The 23,408-nt window shown below is 70.6% G+C and carries 21 protein-coding genes and 1 pseudogene; 5 read left to right on the top strand and 17 right to left on the bottom strand.

Going from position 1 to position 23,408, the window contains the following annotated elements; all coding sequences use genetic code 11:
* Nucleotides 1-17 precede the first annotated feature (17 nt).
* Complete coding sequence (locus tag QA861_RS27275) at nucleotides 18-1,064, top strand: glycosyltransferase family 2 protein (protein WP_334591236.1); 1,047 nt, start codon at nucleotides 18-20, stop codon at nucleotides 1,062-1,064.
* Nucleotides 1,065-1,129: 65 nt separating this feature from the next.
* On the opposite strand, the gene QA861_RS27270 is transcribed toward QA861_RS27275, so the two are convergent.
* Nucleotides 1,130-1,801, bottom strand: coding sequence for a hypothetical protein (locus QA861_RS27270; protein WP_334591235.1), 672 nt, complete (start codon nucleotides 1,799-1,801; stop codon nucleotides 1,130-1,132).
* Between the two features lie 125 nt (nucleotides 1,802-1,926).
* Between QA861_RS27270 and QA861_RS27265 the strand changes: the two genes are divergently transcribed.
* Together QA861_RS27265 and QA861_RS27260 are read left to right on the top strand one after the other, a co-directional pair.
* Nucleotides 1,927-3,984, top strand: coding sequence for an O-antigen ligase family protein (locus QA861_RS27265; protein WP_334591234.1), 2,058 nt, complete (start codon nucleotides 1,927-1,929; stop codon nucleotides 3,982-3,984).
* Nucleotides 3,981-4,880, top strand: a complete 900-nt coding sequence (locus tag QA861_RS27260; protein ID WP_334591233.1) for a glycosyltransferase family 2 protein — start codon at nucleotides 3,981-3,983, stop codon at nucleotides 4,878-4,880. Before QA861_RS27265 ends, QA861_RS27260 begins: the two co-directional genes overlap by 4 nt.
* A 72-nt stretch (nucleotides 4,881-4,952) precedes the next feature.
* Here the strand turns inward: QA861_RS27260 and QA861_RS27255 are convergent, their stop codons facing one another.
* The 12 genes and pseudogenes from QA861_RS27255 to QA861_RS27200 all read right to left on the bottom strand — a co-directional run bounded on the left by QA861_RS27255 (nucleotide 4,953) and on the right by QA861_RS27200 (nucleotide 16,358).
* Nucleotides 4,953-5,219: a hypothetical protein gene (locus QA861_RS27255; protein WP_334591232.1), complete on the bottom strand. Its 267-nt coding sequence runs from the start codon at nucleotides 5,217-5,219 to the stop codon at nucleotides 4,953-4,955.
* Between the two features lie 146 nt (nucleotides 5,220-5,365).
* Nucleotides 5,366-5,743 (bottom strand): annotated as a pseudogene (locus QA861_RS47155) (class I SAM-dependent methyltransferase); the annotation flags it as partial.
* Nucleotides 5,744-5,922: 179 nt separating this feature from the next.
* Nucleotides 5,923-6,609: a class I SAM-dependent methyltransferase gene (locus QA861_RS27245; RefSeq protein ID WP_334591229.1), complete on the bottom strand. Its 687-nt coding sequence runs from the start codon at nucleotides 6,607-6,609 to the stop codon at nucleotides 5,923-5,925.
* A 101-nt stretch (nucleotides 6,610-6,710) separates the two neighbouring features.
* Nucleotides 6,711-7,508 (bottom strand): glycosyltransferase family 2 protein, encoded by a 798-nt coding sequence (locus tag QA861_RS27240; RefSeq protein WP_334591228.1) that lies wholly within the window; start codon nucleotides 7,506-7,508, stop codon nucleotides 6,711-6,713.
* On the bottom strand, nucleotides 7,505-8,647 hold the full coding sequence (locus QA861_RS27235) for a right-handed parallel beta-helix repeat-containing protein (RefSeq protein WP_334591227.1): 1,143 nt from the start codon (nucleotides 8,645-8,647) through the stop codon (nucleotides 7,505-7,507). The genes QA861_RS27240 and QA861_RS27235 overlap by 4 nt, the downstream gene beginning before the upstream one ends.
* Before the next feature lie 5 nt (nucleotides 8,648-8,652).
* Complete coding sequence (locus tag QA861_RS27230) at nucleotides 8,653-10,203, bottom strand: lipopolysaccharide biosynthesis protein (RefSeq protein WP_334591226.1); 1,551 nt, start codon at nucleotides 10,201-10,203, stop codon at nucleotides 8,653-8,655.
* Nucleotides 10,166-11,044 (bottom strand): YveK family protein, encoded by an 879-nt coding sequence (locus QA861_RS27225; RefSeq protein ID WP_334591225.1) that lies wholly within the window; start codon nucleotides 11,042-11,044, stop codon nucleotides 10,166-10,168. The genes QA861_RS27230 and QA861_RS27225 overlap by 38 nt, the downstream gene beginning before the upstream one ends.
* A gap of 51 nt (nucleotides 11,045-11,095) precedes the next feature.
* A complete protein-coding gene (gene wecB / locus QA861_RS27220; protein ID WP_334591224.1) occupies nucleotides 11,096-12,229 on the bottom strand; it encodes a non-hydrolyzing UDP-N-acetylglucosamine 2-epimerase in 1,134 nt (377 codons plus the stop codon).
* A 3-nt stretch (nucleotides 12,230-12,232) separates the two neighbouring features.
* Nucleotides 12,233-13,492, bottom strand: a complete 1,260-nt coding sequence (locus QA861_RS27215; protein ID WP_334591223.1) for a nucleotide sugar dehydrogenase — start codon at nucleotides 13,490-13,492, stop codon at nucleotides 12,233-12,235.
* Nucleotides 13,492-14,262 (bottom strand): WecB/TagA/CpsF family glycosyltransferase, encoded by a 771-nt coding sequence (locus QA861_RS27210; protein WP_334591222.1) that lies wholly within the window; start codon nucleotides 14,260-14,262, stop codon nucleotides 13,492-13,494. Before QA861_RS27210 ends, QA861_RS27215 begins: the two co-directional genes overlap by 1 nt.
* The gene (locus QA861_RS27205; RefSeq protein WP_334591221.1) at nucleotides 14,259-15,425 is read right to left on the bottom strand and encodes a hypothetical protein; all 1,167 of its coding nucleotides are present in this window, start codon (nucleotides 15,423-15,425) and stop codon (nucleotides 14,259-14,261) included. Before QA861_RS27205 ends, QA861_RS27210 begins: the two co-directional genes overlap by 4 nt.
* Nucleotides 15,426-15,758: 333 nt before the next feature.
* Nucleotides 15,759-16,358, bottom strand: coding sequence for an acyltransferase (locus QA861_RS27200; RefSeq protein ID WP_334591220.1), 600 nt, complete (start codon nucleotides 16,356-16,358; stop codon nucleotides 15,759-15,761).
* Nucleotides 16,359-16,665: 307 nt separating this feature from the next.
* Here QA861_RS27200 and QA861_RS27195 point away from each other — a divergent pair, with 307 nt between their 5' ends.
* Nucleotides 16,666-17,772: an NAD(P)/FAD-dependent oxidoreductase gene (locus tag QA861_RS27195; RefSeq protein ID WP_334591219.1), complete on the top strand. Its 1,107-nt coding sequence runs from the start codon at nucleotides 16,666-16,668 to the stop codon at nucleotides 17,770-17,772.
* Nucleotides 17,773-17,960: 188 nt separating this feature from the next.
* Entirely contained in the window at nucleotides 17,961-19,361 is a 1,401-nt protein-coding gene (locus QA861_RS27190; RefSeq protein ID WP_334591218.1) for a cytochrome P450, read from the top strand.
* A gap of 211 nt (nucleotides 19,362-19,572) precedes the next feature.
* On the opposite strand, the gene QA861_RS27185 is transcribed toward QA861_RS27190, so the two are convergent.
* From QA861_RS27185 to QA861_RS27170, 4 genes are read right to left on the bottom strand one after another with little or no spacing between them, the layout of a single operon-like run.
* Nucleotides 19,573-20,454 carry an SDR family oxidoreductase gene (locus QA861_RS27185; RefSeq protein WP_334591217.1) on the bottom strand — a complete coding sequence of 294 codons (882 nt, stop codon included), beginning with the start codon at nucleotides 20,452-20,454 and terminating at the stop codon, nucleotides 19,573-19,575.
* Entirely contained in the window at nucleotides 20,451-21,485 is a 1,035-nt protein-coding gene (locus QA861_RS27180) for an acyl-CoA dehydrogenase family protein (protein WP_334591216.1), read from the bottom strand. The genes QA861_RS27185 and QA861_RS27180 overlap by 4 nt, the downstream gene beginning before the upstream one ends.
* Nucleotides 21,486-21,494: 9 nt before the next feature.
* Nucleotides 21,495-22,625, bottom strand: a complete 1,131-nt coding sequence (locus QA861_RS27175) for an acyl-CoA dehydrogenase family protein (protein WP_334591215.1) — start codon at nucleotides 22,623-22,625, stop codon at nucleotides 21,495-21,497.
* A gap of 3 nt (nucleotides 22,626-22,628) precedes the next feature.
* Nucleotides 22,629-23,393 (bottom strand): enoyl-CoA hydratase family protein, encoded by a 765-nt coding sequence (locus tag QA861_RS27170; protein ID WP_334591214.1) that lies wholly within the window; start codon nucleotides 23,391-23,393, stop codon nucleotides 22,629-22,631.
* Nucleotides 23,394-23,408 lie beyond the last annotated feature (15 nt).

Genomic DNA, 23,408 nt, shown 5'->3' with positions numbered 1-23,408 from the left:
ATTGGCTTTCCCAACCGATGAGCACCGTCAGTGTCGTGATCCCGTGCTACAAGTACGGCCATTTCCTCGCCGACTGCGTGAGCAGCGTCCTGGACGAGCAGGACGGCGTTGACGTCCGGGTACTCATCATCGACGACGCCTCTCCCGACGACTCGGCGGAGACCGCGCTCAAACTGGCCGCCGCCGACTCACGCATCCAGGTCCGCGTCCACGAAACCAACAAGGGACACATCGCCACCTACAACGAGGGCCTCCTCGAATGGGCGGACGGTGACTACGTCGCACTTCTCTCCGCCGACGACCGGCTGGTCCCCGGCGCCCTGGTGCGCGCGGCCGCCCTGCTCGACGCCCACCCGGAGGCGGGGTTCGCCTACGGCCGCCCCCTGCGCTTCCAGCACGGCGGCCCGCTGCCCAAGGCCCGTACGAGCGGCACCGGTTCGACCGTCTACCCCGGACACTGGTGGCTGGACCGCCGGTTCCGCGAAGGCACCGGCTGCATCACCTCACCCGAGGTCGTCGTCCGCACCGGCCTGCAGCGCGAGGTGGGCGGCTACGACCCCACGCTTCCCCACGCCGGCGACATCGAGATGTGGATGCGCCTCGCCGCCCGCGCCGACGTCGGCTACGTACGGGGGGCCGACCAGGCCTTCTACCGCGTCCACGGCAACAACATGTCCACCACCGACTTCGGCGGCCAGCTCGACGACCTGCGCCAACGCCTCGTCGCCTACGACTCCGTACTCGACAAGTGCGCCGACCTGCTGCCCCAGGCCGACCGGCTCGCGGAGGCCGTGCACACCCGCCTCGCCCGCTTCGCACTACGCCGCGCCTACCGCGCCTACGACCGGGGACGCACCGAGGTCGTCCCGGTCGACGAACTCGTGGCCTTCGCCGGGGAGTGCCTCCCGGAGTACGAGGCGCTGTCCGAGTACCGCGCGCTGCGGCTCAGACAGCGGATCGGAGCGAAGACGATGCCCTATCTGCAACCGCTCGTGTGGTCGGCAGTGGCCGAACGCGGGCGGGAGTGGCTGTGGTGGGAGTCGTGGAAGCGCCGCGGCATCTGATGCTCCCGTTCAGTGCGAAGACCGTGACCGACCGGTGCCGAGACGCCCTGCGCCCGCTTCGGGGCTCAGCCCGTCACCGGAATCCCGCCGGGGTGCTGACGCGGATCCGGCGAGGTGCCCTTCCTGCTCCTGCGGCGCAGCGCGTACTGGTCGAACCACAGCGCGCTCAGGAGCGCGGCCGTCGCACCCAGCAGGACGGTGCCGGCCAGCGCGCGGCTCTTGGTGCCGAGCACCTGGGCCGCGCTCGGGGCGACCAGGACAGAGGCGTTGATCCGCGCACCGGCCGAGATCCCCTGCGCCTCCTGGACGTCCGCCACATGCCCGGCGTAGACGGCGATGATCCGGCGGACCGCCGTGTCGGCCTCGGCCGGGTCGGCCGCCCGCGCCTGAACCTGCAACGAGGGGATCAGATAGGCGGGCGTCGCGCTGGTGCCGCTGTTGCGCGGGATCAGCTGGTACGTCCCGTGGACGCCCGCAGAGCTCAGTTCCCCCCGCCCGGCGGGCGATTCGAGCTGCTGGATGACACCGTACGAGAGGGTGGCGAGCGGCGGTTGGAGATTGGTCAGCTGGTTCGGCTGGTTCCCCGTCACCGGCGGTTTGAGGACCACGACCGCCGAACTCAGGTACTGCGGGGCCGGACGGATCACCGGGTAGGCCCCGGCTGCCGTCAGCAAAAGCGCGAGAACAAGCACGTACCAGCGGCGGAGCAGCGCTTCGGCGACGTCACGGGGCGACACGGGGATTCCTTCCGTCGGCACCGATCCTCGCAGGCGCGGGGGCGGATCGCCACCAGATCACGAGGCCTATGCTTGGCCGAAGCCCGGACGTCCGGTCACGCGGCACGGGGCCTGGGGGAGAAGTCATGAGCCTTGGCGACATCTGGGCGATCATGTGCAGGCGTTGGTACTTCATGGTGCCCCTCACCCTGCTCAGTCTTTTCGCGGGCGGCTATCTGTACCGGACCATCCCGGTGTCCTACGAGTCGCAGAGTTCCGTCACGCTGCTCGACTCCACGGCGGTCGCCGATCTGGCACCCACCTTCGGCAACCCCATATCGAACGCGGGCGGCACGCTGGTCGTCACGGCCGACGTGCTCATCAGGACACTCCAGTCGAGCGACTCGGCCAAGGAACTGCACTCCCGGGGCGTCACCGACCGGTACACGGTCGGCTTCGCGCCCGAGGCCGACAGCCCGCTGCTCACCCTGGGCGTCACCGGCACCGACCGGGCGAAGGTGCTGCGGGAGACCACCACCCTCACCAGGTTCACCGGGGAGCAGCTGAAGGCCCTCCAGGCCGCCTCCAAGGTGCCGGCGAAGTACTCCGTGCAGGCCGCGCCGGTCGTGCTGCCGCAGACACCGGTCTCGCAGTCGAAGGCCCGCTACCAGAACATCGCGTCGGTGCTCATCGTCGGGATGGTCAGCGCGTTCCTGCTGTCCATCCTGGCCGAGGGCGTCGCGGTGGTCCGCCGACGCGGTCGCGCCACGGCCGGCTACGTGCCCCGGCGCCATCGCGCCCAGCCCCCCGAGCGGGCGCCCAGAGGCCTGCTGGTGCGGAAGCTGGACGCCACGACGATCCTCACCGGCTATCTGGTGCTGGCCTTCTTCGTCCCGTCCAACCTCACCCTGCCGGCGCTCGGGGGCGTCGGCACCCCGGCCAACGTCTTCGCCCTGCTGGGACTTCTCTGGTATCTCGCGACCTGGCTCGGCGGCCGGATCCGGCCCGCCGAGGGCACCAGGCTGCCGCGCGTGGCGATGTGCCTGCTCGCCGTGGCCGTGCTGCTGTCGTACCTCGCGGACGCCGGCCGCGACAGCTCGCACGAGGAGGTCCTCGGGGCCGACCGGGGGCTCATCGGACTCGGCGTGTGGGTGGCGCTGGTGGTGCTGGCCTCGGCCGGCATCCAGGAGCGCGGCCGGCTGGAGACCCTGATGCGCCGGCTCGTCGTCCTGGGCACGGTCGTCGCCCTGATCGGCTACTACGACTTCTTCGCGGCGACCAACATCGCCGACTCCATCCACATCCCCGGCCTGCAGTCCAGCACCGCGGGGATCAGCGCCATGGACCGCGGCTCGTTCACCCGCCCGCGCTCCACCACGGCCCATCCGCTGGAGTTCGGCGGGATGCTGGCCATCCTGGTCCCCTTCGCCGTCCACCAGGCGTTCGATCCGGTACGCCGTCACGCGGGCGCGATGCGCCGCTGGGCCCCGGTGGCGATCATGGCGGGCGCGCTTCCGCTGACGGTGTCCAGGACGTCCATCATCGGCGCCGCCATCGTGATCCTGGTGATGGTGCCCCGCTGGAAGCCGGGTCGTCGCTGGGCCGCGATCGGGATCATCCTGGGTTCGGTGGCCGGCTTCAAGGTGATCATTCCCGGGCTGATCGGCACCATCACCAACCTGTTCGCCACGTTCTTCGCCGGTTCCGACAGCAGTACCCAGGCACGCACCGTGAAGTACGGCGCGATCGTCCCCTATCTCGACGAACACCCCTGGTTCGGACGTGGCTTCGGCACCTTCACCCCCGACCTGTACTTCTTCACCGACAACCAGTACATGCTGACCCTGGCCGAGATGGGCTTCGTGGGGCTCGTCGCGCTGGTCGCCCTGTTCGTCACCGGGATACACACCGGCGGCGCCATCCGCCGCCTCGCCCGCGACGACTCGGACCGGGAACTCGGACAGGCGTTCCTCGCCTCGGCGCTGGTCGCCCTGGTCATCAGCGCCACCTTCGACGCGCTCAGCTTCCCCATGTACGCCGGGATGTTCTTCCTGACCCTGGGCGCAGGCGGCAGTTACCTCGGCTTCATCCGCCGCGAGGCGGCCGAGTCGGCGACAGCGGCAGCGGCGGACGAAGCCGTCCCGGTCCCCGCACCCCGTGAGGCATCCGAGGCCCAGGTCCCCCAACTCGCGGAGTCCCGATGAGTCCCGTCGCCGTCATCGTCGTCACCTGGAACAGCGCCTCGGTGCTCCCCGGGTTCCTCGCCGCGCTTCCCGACGGCATGGCCGGCCTCGACTGGCGGCTCGTCGTCGCCGACAACGACTCCGCCGACGACACCGTCGAGGTGCTCCGGACACTGGCCCCCGACGCCACCGTCGTCCAGACCGGCCGCAACGCCGGGTACGCGGCCGGGGTCAACGCGGCGCTGGGGGCGGCCGGGGAGTACGAGGCCGTGCTCATCTGCAACCCCGACATCAGGATGCGGGAGGGCTGCGCCAAACGCCTGATGGACAGTCTCGGTGAGGGTGTCGGGATCGCCGTACCGCTTCTGTACGAAGAGGGCAGGGACACGCCTCACCGCTCGCTGCGCCGCGAGTCGAGCGTGACCCGGGCGCTCGGCGAGGCCCTGATCGGAAACACCCGCGCCGGACGCTTCCCGCGTCTGAGCGAGCTGGTGACCGACCCCGCCGCGTATCAGCGGTCCACGCGCGCGGACTGGGCGACTGGCGCGCTCATGGCCATCTCGGGGGACTGTCTGGCCGCCTGCGGCCGGTGGGACGAGTCCTTCTTCCTCTACTCGGAGGAGACCGAGTACTGCCTGCGCGCGCGGGACCTGGGCTACGCCACTCAGCTGGAGCCGACAGCCGAGGCCGTCCACCTGGGCGGCGACTCCCAGGTGTCGCCCCGCCTCTGGACCATCCTCACCGTCAACCGAGTCCGCCTGTACCGCAAACGCCACGGCCCCCTCGCCACGGCGGCCTTCCGCACAGCCGTCCTCCTCCGGGAGACCTCCCGCGCAGCCCTGGGCCGCCCAGCAGCCCGAGCGGCGGCAAAGGCCCTGGCAACCCCGGGCACCCTAAATAAAACACCGGCCCCGTAATAGGGGCGCGGGGAACTGCGCGACAAGCCACGATGGCGCAGCAGCCGGCATACAACGCCCTCCGGCACCCCCTTAGCCAGCAAAACTCCGGGGCCGGCACACCATGGCGACGAAGTCATGCCCCACGCCGGGGAGGACTGCGTCCTCCAAAGCAAAGCACCGCTCCAGCAGAGCCAACGTCTCCGGCTCCTGGTCAAGGAAGTTGTGTGCGATCCCCGAGAACGCGAGGTGCAACAACGTACCCCCGTACGGCCGTTCCTCGACGACGTCGAACTCGCGCCGCAGACCCGGCAGCAGCGCCGCCGCGTCGACCGCCTCCGAGGGGTCGTCCAGCACCATCGACAGCTGCTGGGCCGCACGACACGGCGCTTGATCCGGCCGTCCGCCTGGCGCCGCCGCTCCTCGGGGAGCTGGGCCAACAGGGCGTTCGCGGCGTCCAGTTGAGCGTCGGTCCACTGGAACCGGGTGGGGCCGACGAACTCGTCGACCACGAACATGCCGTCGGGTTCGATGAGTTGGGAGAGCCTCGGCAGGCCGGCGTCGAGGTCGTCGAAATGGTGCAGCGACTGGAGACCGAGGAGTACGTCGTAGCGTTCCCCTTCGGCGGTCATCCGGTTGACGTCGGTGACGCGGAAGCGCAGGACGTCGGCGAGACCGTGCTCGGCGGCGGCGCGGGTGGCGAAGTCGATGCGCTCCGGCGCCACGTCCACGCCCGCCAGGAGGGAGAAGGCGCCGGTCTTCGCCCAGAGAAGCTCGTTGCCGCCGGTGCCGCACCCGAGGGACAGGCCGCGCAGACCGGTGCGTGGCGCGAAGTGCTCGGCGGCCACGTACTCGGGAAATGAGGTGTCGGGATCGCCGGTCATCAGCAGGTTCCAGCGTCTGACCACCGCCGGTATCGCCCACCATTCGGTCAGCGACGGGTCGACGCGGGACCAGTGCTGGATCACCCGCGCGCCGCCCCGCACCCGTAACTTGGCCAGGACCGGGTCGAGTTCTAATCGCCGTACCTTGCGCAGTAACCGGTCCGCGTCATGTCTGTTGATCAGGTTGTTGAGCATACGGGCTCCGTTCTGACGGCTATGAGTGACTTCGGGGCACCGAGCACCCGCTCGCTGAGCAGCACCGACCTGGGGAACAGGTAGCGCATCTCGGTGCGGGTCAGCAGCTCGATGTTGATCACCGCGTCCATCGCCGACTCCGGGCTGTCGGGGCGGCTGTGGACGAGGGGCCAGCGCCGTACGAGACGGGCCCTGGCGGCCAGCGGCAGGAACTGGAAGCCGGGCGCCACGAAGTGGGGCTCGACGGGGAAGTAGCGGTACGGCGTCTGGATCCAGTGCAGCGGCGCCAGTGACTCCACGGCCGAGACGAACTTGCGGCGCTGGCTGTGGCCGCCCACGTGCTCGATGGTCGAGTTGGAGAACACCAGGTCGTAACCGCCCTTGGCGCTCAGCTCGGCAGCGACCGCCTCGTCGGTGACGTCGGCGACCTCCGCGGTGATCCAGTCCGGGAGTTCGGCGGGGTGTTCCGCCAGGTTGATCAGGTGGACGTGCTTGGCGCGCACCGGTGCGCGCAGCCACATCTCGGCCGTTCCGCCCAGGTCGAGGACGCTCATGTTCTCGATGCCGGGGAAGCAGCGCCGGAACCGCTCCCAGCGTGCGACGCGCATCCGTTCGCCCAGCGAGCCGGGCGCGTCGACGAACTTGTTCCTGAGGGCGCGGGAGCGGGGCATGGGATCAACCACCTGTGTTCGGAACGGGAGAGGAGCAACGGTCGGCGGAGTAATGGCCGACGGAGTAACGGTCGGCGGAGCAGGGTCGATTCATCCCGCTGTCACCACTGGGTGTAGAAGCTGGCCGGGTTCACCAGGTATCGGACGGTGGGATGCGGCACATGGAGCACCCGGTGCCCACGCGCGTACCGGTGGATCAGCTCCCAGTCCTCGCGGGGCATCACCTCCGGTGTCCGGCGCAGACGGCTGAAGCGAAGGGAGCGATCTCGGCGGGCGACGAAGGCGTTGGTGTCCAGGAAGGACTCGCGGGCCGCCCTGCGCCGGTCGTAGGGCACCGACAGGACGTCCCTCTCGCTGCCGTCGGGCAGAACGCGGCGCAGTGCCGTGTAGACGCCGTCGGGCCCGTCCGGGGACTCCAGGACCGCCAGAGTCCGTTCCAGATGGTCGCGTTCCCACAGGTTGTCGTCGTCCAGGAACGCCACGTACCGCGAGCGGCTGAGGCGGATGCCCACATTGCGCACGACTCCCGCGACCCCGGTGTTGGCTGCCAGGGAGACCGCGAACACCCTTGGGTCGTCGGGGAGTTCGGGCAGTCCGGCACCGTCGTCGACCACGATGACGACCTGGTCGCGAACGGTCTGGTCCAGAGCCGAGCGCACCGCCGCACGCAGCGCCTCGGGGCGTCGGTGGGTGGCGATCACCGTGGCGACCAGCGCCGAGGGCGGCGACGGCAGGCCGGCGGCCAGCCGCCGGGTCTCGGCGTCCTCGATCCGGCGCAGCCGCACCGCGGTGGGGGCCAACAGGACCTTGTTCCTGACCTCGAAGAGCACCAGCCAGCCGAACAGCGCCTTGAGCAGGGTCCAGGGCGCCCGTGCGATCCGGCGCACGACCCCGCTCACGACGACGGCTCCGGCTTGACCAGGCGGCCGTCGGACATCCGGTTGTTGCTCCACACGTTTCCGGCGCCGCCCGCGTTCCAGTGGGCGACCACGCCGTAGCCGCCGGACCCGGGGTGGTACTCCGTGGAGAAGATGTTGTCGGTGACCCTGATCCCGGTGGCACCCGTGTCACCGCCGTACAGGGCGTACGCGCCGCCGGCTATCCAGTTGTCGTCCACGGTGACGTTGCGGACCACGCCGGTGTCGGCGAAGAGGCCGATGCTGCCCGAGGCACCCTGCTTGAGGCTGGTCGGGTTCAGCAGGGTGTTGTGGCGGATGATCAGGTGCCCGGTGTTGCCGCCGCCGCTGATCACCGTGTTGGTGTGCTGCCACTCGCCGCCCAGGTTGATGAACGGAACGATGTCGTGCACGTAGTTGTCGTGCAGGTTCCCCTGCCCCATGGACAGGGCGTCACCGAACACCGAGACGTCGCACCAGCCGACCTCGACGGAGCTGACCCCCATGTTCGACACCGCGTAGTCCACGCCGCCGTTGTCCGGACCCTTGCCGGGTACGGCCGTGATGGTGGAGTGCAGGACCTTCAGGCCGCTGTATCCGGGGCGCAGGTTGACGCCCCACCAGCTGTCCGAGGTGATCTTGGTGTCGATGACGGTGACGTTGTTCGCGTAGATGTCGAGCGTGCCGGTGATGTCCCAGCCCCGGATGACGAGCCCGTCGGTACGGACCGCCCAGTAGCCGGTCTTTTTGGGCTTGAGGGTGATGCGCGGACCGGTGGTGTCGGCGTCGGGGAAGCCGCAGTCGCCGGGCGAGGCACAGTTGGTCCTGGCCACGGGTGCGCCGGACACACCGCCGGTGCCCGCCGTCGCTGGGGGCTTCTTCGTCGGGGCCGGCGTCTTGGCCGGGGCGGGCTTCACGGTCGGGGACGGTGAGGCGGTGGGGCTGCTCGTCGCCTCGCCGACCGTGGCCGACGGATCCGGGCTCGGTGACGCCGAGGATCCGCTCGTACGGCAGGTCGGCCCGTCCTTCGCGCAGTCCTGCGACACGGACCGGCCCGATCCCGAGCAGGCCGAGCCCAGGACCGCCAGCAGGGCCGCGAGCAGCACTCCCACGAGCGAGTTCCGGCTGATGCGCCGTGACATCGGGTTCACCTCATGTCCTTCTGGGTGTGCCGGACCGGTGCGGGGGACCGGTGGCGGCCGCGGTGGGGCCGGTCGCCGCGGCCGCCACCGCGCAGGAAGTCACGGCTGGGCAGGACGCACAGCGTGTAACCGGCCAGGGCGATCGCGCTGATGGCGACAAGGGCGAGCCGCCCGTCGCCGAGCAGGCGCTGCAGACCGAGGACGATCCCGGCCATCACGGCCCCGCCGAAGAACGGCCAGGCGCAGGCCTGGGCGACCCGGCCGACACCGATGCCGCCTCGGCGGAGGGCGACCAGGAACACGGGCACCACCAGGCCGCCGGCGACCAGGACATGGGCCTGTGAGACGCCCACGATGCCGTTGAGTTTGGCGGCGGCGAGCAGTACCGGGACCAGGGCCGCCAGCCACAGACCCTGCACCAGGAAGAGCGACCGGCGCTGTCCGATCGCGACCAGACAGTCATAGGCGAGTTCGCTGCCGATGCGGATCAGGCCGAGGACCATCAGCCAGGGCAGTGCCGCGGCGGCGGGCCCCCACCGGTCCCCGTAGATGGTCACGATGGCCGGCTCGGCGAGACAGGCGAGCAGGACGCAGAGCGGGACGGTGCCGGTGATGACCACACCCAGTGCGCGGCTGAAGCCCTGGGCGAGGGCCTGTGGCGAGTCGGCCAGTCGGGAGAACCCGGCGAAGGAGACCCGGCGGGCGGCCTCGGAGATGATCCGCACGGGCCAGCCGGACATGTTGAAGGCGAGCACGTAGAAGCCCAGAGCCACGTTGCCCAGCGTCGCGCCCACCACCATGGTGTCGACGTTGACCACCGCGAGGGCCAGCATGCTCGCCCCCGCCAGCGGAAGCCCGAACCTGAGCAGCGCCCGGGCCTGGCCGGGGTCCCAGCCGAACTTCAGGGTGCCCGGGGCCGCCAGCCCGCATCCGATCAGCGCAACGACGTTCCCCGCCACGGCTCCCCAGGCGAAGCTCATCGCGCCCCAGCCCTCGAAGGCCAGCAGCAGCGTCACCGCGGTGCTGGCCACGAAGTTGAGCCCGTCGATGATCATCCGCTTGCCCTGGGCGAACTCACGGGTGAGGAAGCCGGCCGGTACCTGTGCGATCCCGTCGATCACCACGCACAGGCACATCACCCGGAGCACGCCCGCGGCGTCGGGCGAGCCGAGCAGGCCCGCCACCGTCGGTGCCGCCGCGAACAGCGCCACGTACAGCACGCCGCTGGAGAGGGCGCTGAGGGTCAGCACGGTCGGCGCGAACCGCCGTGCGTCGCCCTCCCAGCGCACGATGGCCAGGCCCACGCCCAACTCGTTCGCGGACAGCAGGACCAGCAGTACCGTCTGGGAGATGCCGTAGACCCCCCACTCCGCCGGCCCGAGGGCGAACCGCGCCAGCAGGATGCCGGTCGCGAAGTTGCCCAGCCGCATCACGACGGTGTTGATCAGGCTCCAGCGCGCGGCGGAACGGACCTTGCCGCCCAGGGAGGCGGCGGCCGGAGCGGGGGTGTCGCTCGGTTCAGCGGTCTCGCTGTCCGGTGTGCGGACGCTGTCCATGAGTCGACTCCTCGTCGAGCGGCTCGGCGGCGGGTGCCACGACCGTGGCGGTCCGTCCCGTCCTCGGCTCCGCGGGGGGACTGTTCACGGCGGACCGTGCCCAGGCGGGCGGCGTCCGCAGGGCGATGGTCCGTTCCGCGGGCGACTCCTCGGCCGACGGCCGAGGGGCGGTGACACGGGGTTCGGCGGCCGGTTCGGGGACTTCGGCCGGCTGCTCGGGTTCTTCCGGCCGCACCGGCGGACGCGACCGGCGGCGTGCCTCCACGTAGAAACAGGCGGCCAGGGTCAGGACCAGACCCCCGCCCCCGGCCATGATCATGTACTCGAGCCGGGTCTTGGTCTGCGCCATCGGCGGCTGCGGGACCACGATCGTCATCATCTGGATCATGGCCTTCGGTTCGACCGACTGCTGCTTCTGGAACTGCTCCAGCCGGTCCTTGGCATACGCGGTCAGAATGCGGTCCGAGGCCAGGACGGAGGCCTTGCCGGTGCCGGTGACCGTGAGCCACATGAGCGGCCCCTGGGCGTTGTCGGCGATCTTGGCCTCGAACGTACCGGTGGCGCCACGGGACTTGAGTTCCCTGACGGAGTCGTCGGAGTTGAGGTTGCGGGCAAGGCTGTCGGCCATGCCGGTGAGCGAGGTCTGCGTGCTCAGGAAGGGGTTGCCGCCGTAGGCGACGGTGGCCTTCGGGGAGTTCAGAAGCTGCACCGTGCTCTGCGACTGATAGGTGACCGGAACCACCAGCACCACGGCGGCCACCAGACCGGCGGTCAGCAGCAGTCCGGGCAGCAGGACGTACCAACGCCTGCGCATGACCCGGAAGATCTCAGCGAGATCCATGGTGGTCCCCCCTTGCGGCCAAATGTTCTACGAGCATGTGTTTCAAGCGGATCATATGGGGAACGTTCGATCCTTGGTTCTCGGCAGGTCGGTCGGTCGCCGCCGCGTGCTGGCGGTGCCCCCCTCCAGCAGCACGTCCGCGATGCGGTCGCTCGCGTGGCCGTCCCACAGTTCGGGTCTGCGCGGCGCGGGCGGAGCGTCCAGTACCCCGTTCACGGTGGACACGATCCGCGCCGGATCCCGGCCCGCCAGCACATTGGTGCCCTGCTCGACGGTGATGGGCCGCTCGGTGTTGTCCCGCAGAGTCACACAGGACACGCCCAGCGCGGTGGTCTCCTCCTGGATGCCACCGGAGTCGGTCAGCACGACGCGAGCGGAGTCCTGGAGGGCGATGAAGTCCAGGTATCCGGCGGGCGGTACGAGCCGGATGCCCCCGGGGACGCCGATCTCGGCCAGCCGCCGCGAGGCGCGCGGATGCACGGGCAGCACGAGCGGAAGACGCCCGGCGATCTCCCCGAGGGCCTTCAGCAGCCCGGTGAGCACCTCGGGGTCGTCCACATTGGCCGGGCGGTGCAGGGTGACGAGGCCGTACTCGCCCTTGGCCAGGCCGTATTCGTCCAGGACGGACGAGGCCCTGGCCCGCTCCAGGTTGGCCAGCAACGTGTCGATCATGACGTTGCCGACCAGGTGGATCTGGTCGTCCCGGTAACCCTCCGCGCGCAGGTTCTCGGCGGCGTCGGGGGAGGGGGCCAGCAGATAGTCGCTGACCCGGTCGGTGGCGACGCGGTTGACCTCCTCCGGCATGCTCCAGTCGCGGCTGCGCAGACCCGACTCGACATGGGCGAGCAGCGGCCCGGCCTTCGCGGTGACCAGGGCGCAGGCCAGGGTGGAGTTGATGTCCCCGACCACCACGACGATGTCCGGGGACACCTCGTCGAGGAGCGGCTCGAACGCGGTCATCACGCGGCCGGTCTGCTCGGCGTGGCTGCCCGAACCGACCCCGAGGAAGCGGTCGGGCGGACGGATGCCGAGGTCGGCGAAGAACACGTCGTTCATGGCCGGGTCGTAGTGCTGGCCGGTGTGGACGAGGACGACCTCGGCGCCCCGGCTCTCCAGGGCGTCCATCACCGGTTTGATCTTCATGTAGTTGGGGCGCGCCCCGGCGACGCAGACGATGCGCGGCATGGCTCAGAGCACCTCGATCGTGGGTCCCGACGACAGCCGGCGGCGGCAGTCGAGGACAAAGGGGGCGTGTTCGGCCACGAGTTCGTAGTCGAAGCTGTCGTGGTCGGTGAGCAGGACCACCACATCGGCGGCCGTCAGCTCGTCCGGGGTCAGTTCGACCCGCACCAGGCGGCTGTCCACCGGCAGACTCTCGACCACGTGCGGGTCCGCGGCCCTGACCTGCGCCCCCATGTCGAGCAGGAGCTGGGAGATGCGCAGGGCCGGCGACTCGCGGGCGTCACTGGTGTTCTTCTTGTACGCGAGGCCGAGCAGCAGGATGCGTGAGCCGTTCACTGAACGGCGTCTCTCGTTGAAGAGGTCGCTGATCCGACGCGCCACGTACTCGGGCATGTGGTTGTTGATGTCGTTGGCCAGCTCCACGAAGCGGAAACTCTGGCCGAGTTCACGCTGTACCCGCCAGGACAGGTACGAGGGGTCGATCGGCAGGCAGTGGCCGCCGACACCCGGTCCTGGCGTGAACTTCATGAAGCCGAACGGCTTGGTGGAGGCCGCGTCGATGGCCTGCCAGACGTCGATGTCCAGGTGGTGGGCGAACATCGCGATCTCGTTGACCAGCGCGATGTTCACATGCCGGAAGGTGTTCTCCAGGAGCTTGGCGAGTTCGGCCTCCTTCGGCGAGCTCACCGGCACGGTGGTGTCGACGAGTTGCGCGTAGAAGTCCTGAACGGCCTTGAGCGAGGCCTCGTTGACCCCGGAGACGACCTTCGGGGTCTCCTTGAAGCCCCAGACGGCGTTTCCGGGGTCGATCCGCTCCGGGCTGTACCCGAGGTGGAAGTCGGTACCCGCGGTCAGGCCCGAGCCGTCCTCCAGGATCGGCGCGAACAGCTCCTGCGTGGTCCCGGGATACGTCGTCGACTCCAGGACGACGGTCGCTCCGGGGCGCAGATACCGGGCCAGGGTGGCCGCCGAGTCCCTGATGTAGCGCAGGTCGGGAGTGCCCTCGTGCAAAGGAGTCGGGACGGTCACCACGGCCATGTCGAAACCGCCGCAGTCGCGGGCCGCTTCGCTCGGGCGGTACGAGCCGTTGTCCAGTGCCGCGCGGATCCGCTGGGAGGACACGTCCTCGACGAACGACTCACCGGCGGCGAGGGTCTTGATCCGCCGGGAGTCGACGTCGTAGCCGATCACCTCGTGTCCGACCTCGGCGGCTCGGATGGCCAGCGGCAGACCGACGTATCCCTGTCCGACCACGACGACGCGCATCAGTGGCTCCTGTTCGCGGTAGCGGGTGACGGGGTGGGCCGGATGAACTCCCGGGCCGTCATGAGGACGAAGGCGGCATTGGTGGTGAGGTAGCGCCGGCCCAGGCGGCGCGGCTCCTGCAGCGCGCGGTAGAGCCACTCGACTCCCAGCCGCTGCCAGGTCTCGGGGGCGCGCTTGGTGATCCCCGCGAGGATGTCGAAGGAGCCGCCGACGCCGTGCACGACGCGGGCGCCGGTGCGTATCCCGTAAGCGGCGGTGAAGATCTCCTTCTTCGGCGAGGTCATGCCGAGGAACAGCATCCGGGCGCCGCTCTCGGCGATCGCGCCGGCGATGGCTTCCTGCTGGGAGTCGTCGAAGTAGCCGTTGCGGCTGCCGGCCACCTTCAGGCCGGGGAAGCGGTCGGCCACCCGGCGCAGCATCTCCTCCAGCACCTCTTCCTTGGCGCCGAGGAAGTACACGGAGATACCCGCCGACTCGGCCTCGGCCAGCAGCCGCAGGAACAGGTCGATACCGGCGACCCGTTCCGGCAGCGGGGCGCGCAGCACCCGGCCGGCCCAGACCACGGCCTGTCCGTCGGCGACGACGAGATCGCAGCCGGACACGGCGTCGGCGAGCCGCTGGTCGCGCCGCATGTTCACCAGTTTCGCGGCGTTGACGACGCCGATCTCCAACTGTCTGTCGTCACGGACGGCTTCGAGGCAGCGCTCGACGGTCTCGTCCATGGTCAGCGGGTCCAGCTCGACCCCGAACAGGGTCCGGCGCTCGCTCATATTCGTCTCCCCAGCCAGGCGTGGAGCATCCAGCCGAATTCGTACGGCCGGCATTCGCGGTCCACGGAGACGGGCTGGTACACCCGGTCCAGGGCTTTGAGCCGGAGGTTCGGAGCGACTCGGGTGCCGAGTCCCCGGGCGGCGCGCACCGCCTTCTTCGGGTCGCCCCGGTAGACCTTGCGCCAGGTGACGCCGAGCTCGTCGAGGATCATCGGCTCCTCGTTCCCGGCGGCCAGTTCGGGCACGTCCGTCATCCAGCGCAGGCCCTTGCGGATCGCCGCGCCGAAGTCGCTGCCGCCGGCGTCGGTCAGATCGAACAGGGCGGTCGGCGCCATCGCGTGCTGGTGGACGCTGTAGACCGGGTAGCCCTCCACGACACCGCCGGTGCGCGCGTCGTAGTGCCACCACCACTGCCCGCCGTCGCCCTGCAGTTCGCAGATACGGGCGGCGCACGCCTCGGAGGCGGCCAGTGCCTCGGGATCGCCGGCACCGTCGCCGCTGGCGTGTGCGCGGGCCAGGGCCTGGAGTGGGTACGTCTGGTCGGCGAAGCAGCTCACGTGCGACCGGTACCAGGGCACCAGGCCGGGCCCGGTGGCGTGCGGGAAGAGCGGACTGTCCCCGATGCGGGCCCGCAGAAGGCGGTCCCGGGCTGCGGAGAAACGTTGCTCCACATCCATCGTGTGCCGAGCCGCCGCGAGCGCGGACAGCACCCACGCCGCCTCGACGGTGTACTGCGGCCGGCCCTCGTCGTCCAGGGCGTCCAGCCGCGCGAGGGCGTCGGACAGTTTGGGATGGTCGGTCTCGGCGGCGGCCCAGGCGATCAGCGCGGCGTCGCCGAGGTTGGTCACCGTGGGCAGTGACTGGACCAGCAGCCCCGTGAACTCCTGGGCCGTGTGCCCGCCGAGCACCGCGCGCTGGCGGTCCTCGGGGAGGAACTGGGCGCCCAGCACGGTGATGGCCGCGTACCGGGTACTGGTCCCGCGCCGCTCCAGGGTCCAGGAGCCGCCGGGGGTTTCCCGCCCGGCCATGGTGAAGACGAAGGCCTCGCCGCCAGGAAGCAGCATCGACGGAAGGCCTGCCTCGGCGACGGTGAGGAGGCGTTGGGCCAGCGCGAGCAGCGGCGGTTCCTCACGACCGAGCGCTGCCAGACGTGTTGTGGTCATGGTTTGGGCACACCAACCCCCCTGTGGGTCCTGTGGTGAACAGACTGGTGACCGCCGCGGCACGGATGGGCACGCGGCGGAAGCAAACGTCGGACGAACGGACGTCGGACGCCGGAGATTCGGACGCCAGGCGTCAGAAATCAGGCGTCAGGCGTCAGAAATCAGCCATGCGGCGCCGGAGCGGTTGTCGCTCCTCGCTTTTGGCACAGGCGTATCCACCCGGTAACCCCCCCTGGGCACTGGTCAGTGTGCTCATTGTGCGTGCTCCGCATACTTCGCACACATGTTATGCCTGTAGATGTTCGAAGATTTGCGATTTGTGGGACTGAAAAGTTACGCGCGCTCGACGAGTTCGCCGTCCTTCTCGTCGTACAGCGCGCTCGTTTCGGGGCACTCCCACACGCCCGGCTCGCCTTCCCGCTCGCCGAGCCGTACGCCGGCCCGGCCGACCCAGCCGATCCTCCGCGCCGGTACGCCGACCACGAGCGCGAAGTCGGGCACGTCCCGGGTCACCACGGCGCCCGCCGCGACCAGCGCCCAGCGCCCGATGCGCACCGGCGCCACACACACCGAACGGGCCCCCAGCGACGCCCCCTCGTCGACGACCACCGCGACGGCCTCCCAGTCGCCACCGCGCTTCAGCCGGCCCTCCGGGTCCACCGAGCGCGGGAAGTAGTCGTTGGTGAAGACCGCCGCCGGGCCGACGAACACCCCGTCGCCGAGCACCGCGGGCTCGTAGACCAGCGCGTAGTTCTGGAGTTTCACGTTGTCGCCGATCCGCACCCCCGGGCCGACATACGCTCCCCGGCCCACGATGCACCCGGTGCCCAGCCGGGCGTCCTCGCGTATCTGGGCCAGATCCCAGACCGTCGTCCCGTCGCCGATCGTGGCCGTCTCGTCGACCTGCGCGGTCGGTTGGATCCTGGAGCTCACCTGGTTGAACCTTTCTGCTCGCTGGGCAACAACAGCGCCTTCACGGGATCACCATACTTATGCCGGACTTACGCCGGATCGGCGGGCGACGATGGCCGGTGCCCGACCGTGCCGCCCCTGCGCCGCCCGGTACGGCGAGTTGGAGGTGGGCGGCGCGAGAGCAGTCGTCCGCGCCGTCACTTCACAGAATGCACACCGAAGTTCATCAGCTCTTTAAGTTTCAAGCGCTAGGCTCGGCGTCAGTCGAGTGGCCGACGGCCCCCACGCCCCGGTGCTCGGTTCCCCCCACAGGCACAGGAGACGCGACGTGCGCGAAGGCGACGTAGTGGTGATCGGCGGCGGCTACGCGGGCGTACGGCTGGCGCGACGACTGGACGAGACGGCGCGGGTCACGCTGGTGGACCGCAAGGACGTCTTCTTCCACCGTATTGCCTCCCTGCGGGCGGGAGTGCACCCCGAATGGACGGTCACTCCGTTCATCCCGTACGACCGGTTGCTGCGCAACGGCCGCATCGCCGTGGGCAAGGCGGTCCGTATCGACACCGCCGAGCGGCAGGTTGTCCTGGCCTCGGGTGAACGCCTCCCGTACGACGTGGTGGTGATCGCCACCGGCGCCGACTACCCGGAACCGGCCCGGTTCGCCGGCACGACCGTCGAGGAGGCGGCCCAGTCGTTCGCCGAGCACCAGCGGAGCATCGCCGCCGCGGATCATCTCCTCGTCGTCGGCGGCGGGCCCTCCGGCGTCGAACTCGCCGCCGAGATCCGCCTGGCCCGGCCCGACGCCCGGGTCACCCTCGCCCACTCGGGGCCGGCGCTGCTCCACGCCACGGGCAGCGAACGCGCCGGGAAAAGGGCCCGTGCCTGGCTGGAGTCCCACGACGTGGACGTCCGGCTCGACTCCTTCATGTCGCCCGGCAACGACTTCGGCACCTACCGCGATGCCCGCGGCCATGTCATCGAGGCCGACCGCTCCTTCTGGGCCACGGGCACCACCCCCAACACGTTCTGGCTGCGCATGGCCGGCCACAGCGACTGGCTGAACGACTCCGGTCATGTGCGGGTCGACCGCACCCTCCGGGTCGAGGGACGGCCGGACGTGTTCGCGGTCGGCGACGTGAACGACGTCAGCGAACTCAAGATCACTCCTGTCGCCCTCGCCCAGGCGGACCTCGCCGTCCACAACATCCGTGCCTACCTTCAGAGTTCGGGCAAACATCGCAGGCGTCCGCGCTTCTACCGCCCGATCCACCGCACCCCGCTCGTCGTGCCGTTCGGCCCTGCCGACGGAGTGACCATGGTGCCCGTGCCAGGCGGCGAGACCGCGGTTCTCGGGGGCCGTACCGCCACCCTGGCCAAGGCCAAGACCCTCCTGACCCCGTACATGCGGCGCCAGCTCGGATACACGGCTGCCTGAGAACCCGCGCGTGGAGGCGATGTGGAGACCCCGCGGAGGCCACGTGGACGGTGTCGTCGGCGCGGCCGTACCTGTGAGTTGCGCCCCCGTCGTCACTCTGCCGTACCCCCTGCGGTAGGGTCCCCACCGTTTCCAACTACCGGCTGAACGTAAGCCGGTACGGGGAGTGTTGGAGGGGCGGCGCGTAGATGAAATCCCAGTGGGGCGACGGCGGATCCGTGGACCTGGACGACACACGGCTGGAGGAGATGACCCCTGAACCGCTGCTGACCAGGGACTACGAGACGCGTCCGGCGCTCGTGTACGAACGGCTGCGGCAGCGGCACGGCCCGGTCGCACCGGTCGACCTGCTGGGCGTGCCCGCCTGGCTGGTCCTGGGCTACAAGGAGTCGCTCCAGGTACTCCAGGACGACGACGGCTGGCCGAAGGGACTTGAGAAGTGGCGGGCCCGCTCGGAGGGCAGAGTGCCGTCCGACTGGCCGCTCGGACCGTCCCTCGAGGTCAACCATGTGCTGATCCAGGGCGGCCCCGGCTACCGGCCGCTGCGGGCGGCGTGGGACGTGGCGCTGAAACCGTTCCAGGATCCGGCCCACCCGCAGGCGAAGGGGCTCAAGAGGGCCGTCACCGCATACGCCGACGAACTGATCAGCCTGATGGGCCAGGGCGGCGGTACGGGCCTCGCGGATCTGTCCGCCCAGTTCTCCCGGCCCCTGCCGCTGATGGTCGCCAGCCGCCTGCTGGGCTTCCCCGGTTCGCAGGGCGACGACGCGCTGATGGACATGTGGCGGGTGCTGGACGCCGGCCCCGACGCGGAGCCCGCTCTGGAGCGGCTGCTCGCGACACTGGCCGAACTCGCGGCGGTGAAACTGGACAAGCCCGGGGACGACTTCCCCTCGTACCTGATTGCCGCGCACCCGGGGCTCTCGCTCGACGAACTGGCCCGCGAGCTGTTCATGCTGCTGGGCATGACCTCCGACCACGTCGGCATCCTCGTCTCCAACACGGTGGTCGAGGTCATCTCGGGCGAGGGCGGGGTACGGGCCAGTCTGTCCGCCGGGATGGTCCGGGAGACGATGAACCGGGTCGTCATGCGCAAGCCGCCGCTGGTCAACTTCGTGCCCCGCTTCGCTGCCAGGGACGCCGTGCTGGGCAACTACACGATCCGCGCGGGCGACCCGGTGTGGGTCTCCTCCGCCGCGGCGCACGCCGACCCCCTCTTCGCCGAGAACGTGTGTCCGAGCACCACGGTCAGCACCCGGGCGCATCTGTCCTGGGGTGCCGGACCACGCCAGTGCCCGGCGCGTGAGCTCGCGTCGACGGTGGCGTCGGTCGGCGTGGGCCGGCTGTTCGAGCGGTTCTCCCACCTGGACCTCGCCCTCCCCGTCGACCAACTGCCATGGCGCTCCTCGCCGTTCATGCGCGGCCTGCGGTCACTGCCCGTCCGGTACGAACTCGCCCCGGTGCCCGAGCGACGCTTGGCGTACGACCAGGCGGGCCCGTCGGCCGAGACGGAACTCCCGGACCCGTCGGCACGGCAGCGTTCGTCGCTGTGGCGCTATCTGACGGGGCTGATCCGCACCGGCCGCTGACGCGGCCACGCTGTGGGGGCGCCGGAGGTCGGCGTGACTTCGGCTCGCCGGCTCGGCCGCCGGGCCCACCAACGGCGGACCGGGTGGGGAGGCCGGTTCGGTCTACTGGGCGACGCAGAGGGCCGACGGAACTCCCCGCACCACCGGCTCCCGGACACCTTGGGGCGCTCGACGGGTGAGTGTTCGGGCCGCGTATCCCCGGGCCGCGTGCTCAGGTGCCGTACACCGGTGTGGGTGGGGGTGCTTCGGTGAGCAGTTCGCGTACCGCCGGGCCTGTCTCGGCGGGAGTCCAGCGGCGGTCGCGGACCCGCCTGGGGCCGTGCTGCCAGCCGTCGGCGAGGCCGATCGTGCCGCCCTCGACCTCGAAGACGCGGCCGGTGACGTCGCCCGACCCCGCGGAGGCCAGCCACACCACCAGGGGTGAGACGTTGCCGGGGTGCGGGGCGTCGAAGCCGGACTCCGGTGCCCGCATCTGCTCGGCGAACGCCTCGACCGCCTCGGTCATCGGAGTCCGGGCGGAGGGCGCGATCGCGTTCACGGTGACGCCGTACCGGGCCAGTTCGGCGGCGGCGATCACGGTGAGCGCCGCGATACCCGCCTTCGCGGCGCCGTAGTTGCCCTGGCCGACACTGCCCGACAGCCCGGCACCCGAGCTGGTGTTGACGATCCTGGCGTCGACCGGCCTGCCCTGTTTGCTCATCTCCCGCCAGTACGCGGCAGCGTGCCGCAGCGGTGCCGCATGCCCCTTGAGGTCGACCTTCACGACCAGGTCCCAGTCCGCCTCGGTCATGGAGACCAGCATCCGGTCGCGGTTGATGCCCGCGTTGTTCACCAGCGCGTGCAACCCGCCGAACTCGTCGACCGCCCGCCCGATCAGCCGCTCCGCGTAACCCCAGTCGCTGACGTCGCCCAGGTCGGCGACAGCGGTGCCCCCGGCGGCCTCGATCTCCTCGACCACGGCTTTCGCGGCCTCGCCCAGGTCGTTGACCACGACCCGCGCTCCCTCGGCCGCCAGCGCGAGGGCGTGCTCGCGCCCCAGACCCTGCCCCCCTCCGGTGACGACGACGACCCGGTCCCGACAGATTCCGCTCACGTTCCCGCCCCTTCAACGACATAGCCGGCCGCCCCGGCGAGTCCCAGCCGGCGCGCGATGAACTCCCGGTGCTCGGCGGGCCCGCCCCAGTCGGCGGCCAGCGCCCAGGCCCGTTTCGCGTACAGATGGAGGTCGTACTCGGTGGTGTACCCCATGGCACCGTGGCACTGGATCGCCGTACGGGCCGCCTGCCTGGCCGCCTCCGAGGCGAGTACCTTCGCCATCGATGTCCGTACGGCGGCCTCCGGATCCCGGGCCGCCTGGGCCCAGCCCGCCGCGAGGACCGCCGGCCGGGCGAACCGCACCGCCAGCTCCACATCGGCCAGGGCGTGCTTGACCGCCTGGAACGAACCGACCGGTACGCCGAACTGGTGCCGCTCCCGGACATGCGCCACGGTCATTTCGAGCATCCGCCCGGAGAGCCCGACCAGCAGGGCGGCCGTGGCCAGCACCCCGCGCCGGTAGGCGACGGCCAACTCGGCGGGCCCCTCGGCCAGCAACAGCCCACCGCCCGCCGGCACCCGGACCAGGGCCAACTGCCGTGAGCCGTCGACCGATTCGACGGGCTCGGTCTCCACCTCGTCACGCGTGTACAGGCGCAGCTGTTCCTTGTCAGCTACGGCGATCAACTCGGCGCGCGCGGCGAAGGGGACCGGAGCAGCGGGAGTGAGAGACACCGTGAGCAGCGCCGATCCCCCGATGACGGACGGGAGTTGGGGCGCGCCCGCGGCGGCGAGCAGAGGGGCGCCCACGGCCACCGTCTCGGCGGCGGGGACCGGCAGGCCACAGCGGCCCAGAGCCTCCATCAACGGCGGAAGCGCGTTCTCGTCGAGGCCGAGGCCGTCGGCTCCCTCGGCGACCAGCGCGCCGGCGACACCTACTCCGGCCAGGGTGCGCCACACGGCGTCGACAATCTCGGTGCGGCCACCCGGCCACCCGGCCCGGATCTGCTCGGCGCCGGCCTGCTTGGCCAGCACCTCACCGGCGGCCTCGGCGAGAGCCGCGTCCCGTTCGGTCACGGCGAAGCGCATCGCTTCCGGTCACCTCCTCGGCAGGCCGAGCAGCCGCTCGGCGACGATGTTGCGCTGGATCTCGTTGGTCCCGGCGTAGATGGGGCCGGCCAACGAGAAGAGGAACCCCCGGCTCCAGGGACCGTCGACCTCGGCCTCGGCACCGAGCAGGTCGGCGGCCGTCTCGTGCAGCGCGATGTCGAGCTGGGACCAGAACAGCTTGTTCAGGCTGGACTCGGCGCCGATCTGCCGGCCCTCGACGATCGAGGTCACCTGTTCCAGGGTGAACAACTCATAGGCCTGGGCCTCGATCCACGACTGCACGACCCGGTCCCGATGTGTCCTCGGCCCGGCCGCCCGCGCCAGATCGAGCAGACGGTCGGCCGTGTGCAGGAAGCGGCCGGGGGAGCGCAGGGTCAGCCCGCGCTCGGACCCGGTAGTCGCCATCGCCACCCGCCAGCCTTCCCCGACCCCGCCGAGCACATCGGCGTCGGGCACGAGGACGTCGTCGAGGAAGACCTCGGCGAACCCCTCGTCGCCGTCGAGGCGTTCGAAGCCGCGGACCGTCACACCGGGTGCGTCCAGGGAGACGAGGAAGTAGGTGAGGCCGCGGTGGCGCTCCGCGGCCGGGTCCGTGCGGAAGAGGCCGAACAGGTGTGTGCAGAAGGCGCCGCGGGTCGTCCAGGTCTTCTGGCCGGTCAGCCGCCAGCCCCCGGCCCCCTCGTCGCGGACCGCCCGGCTGCGGATGCCGGCGAGGTCGCTGCCCGCGCCCGGCTCGGACCAGCCCTGCGCCCACAGATCCTGCGCGGCGGCCATCCTCGGCAGAACGCGCCGCCGCTGCTCCTCCGTACCGAACGCGAACACGGTCGGGGCCAGCAGGAAGATGCCGTTCTGAGTGACCCTGGCGGGCGCCCCGGCCCGGTGGTACTCGTCCTCGAACACCAGCCACTGCCACAGTGACGCGTCCCGGCCGCCGTACGCCTCGGGCCAGGACACGACCGACCAGCGGGCTTCGAACAGTGCCCGCTCCCACTCCAGATGGGCGGCGAACCCCCCACGGGTGTCACCGGAAGGCAGCGGGCGCTTGGGCACGTTCGCCGCGAGCCACTCCCGCGCCTCCTGCCGGAAGGCCTCCTCCTCAGGACTCCACGTGAGATCCACGGCTCACCGCTCCCCGTCCGGACGGCCGCCGAAGGTGTCGCGGACCTCGGCGGCCACACCCGAGAGGTTGATCTCGAAGGTGAAGCCCTGTTCGTAGCGGTAACTGCGCTTGACGTCCCACAGGTCGATGCCGTTGAAGGCTTCCTTGGCGGCGCGGATCACCACCGGGTTCTTTCCGGCGATCTCGGCGGCGACCTCCAGGGCCCGCCCCCGCAACCGGACGGCCGGGACCACGTCCAACACCGAACCGAAGGCGTGCAGTTCGGCGGCGGTCGCGGTCGCACAGGTGTACATCATCGCCCTGGCCCGGTGCTGCGGGACGAGACGGGACAGATGCGTCGCGGCGCCCAGCGCGCCCCGGTCCACCTCGGGCAGCCCGAAGTACGCGTCGTCGGCCGCGACGATCACGTCCGAGTTGCCGACCAGCCCGATCCCGCCGCCCAGACAGAAGCCCTGGACCGCGGTGACGACCGGCACCGCACAGTCGTAGACCGCGGCGAACGCGGCGAAGCAGCCCCGGTTCACCCCGATGACGGCCGCGTGGCCGGTGTCGGCCTGCAACTCCTTGACGTCCACACCGGCGTTGAAACCGCGCCCCTCGGCACGCAGCAGCACCACCCGCACATCCGGGTCGCGGCCAAGTCGCTCGACCGTCTCCGCCAGCTGGTACCAGCCCGCCACCGGCAGGGCGTTGACCGGCGGACAGTCGACGACGACCTCGGCGATGCCATGCGCGTCGACGGCTGTTTCGATGATTTCCGTGCCCATGGGACCTCCTGTGTC

It is taken from the genome of Streptomyces sp. B21-083 (assembly GCF_036898825.1).
Classification (GTDB): Bacteria; Actinomycetota; Actinomycetes; order Streptomycetales; family Streptomycetaceae; genus Streptomyces.
Note: the sequence above shows the minus strand (reverse complement) of the source record. Positions and strands in the feature narration are given on the sequence as shown.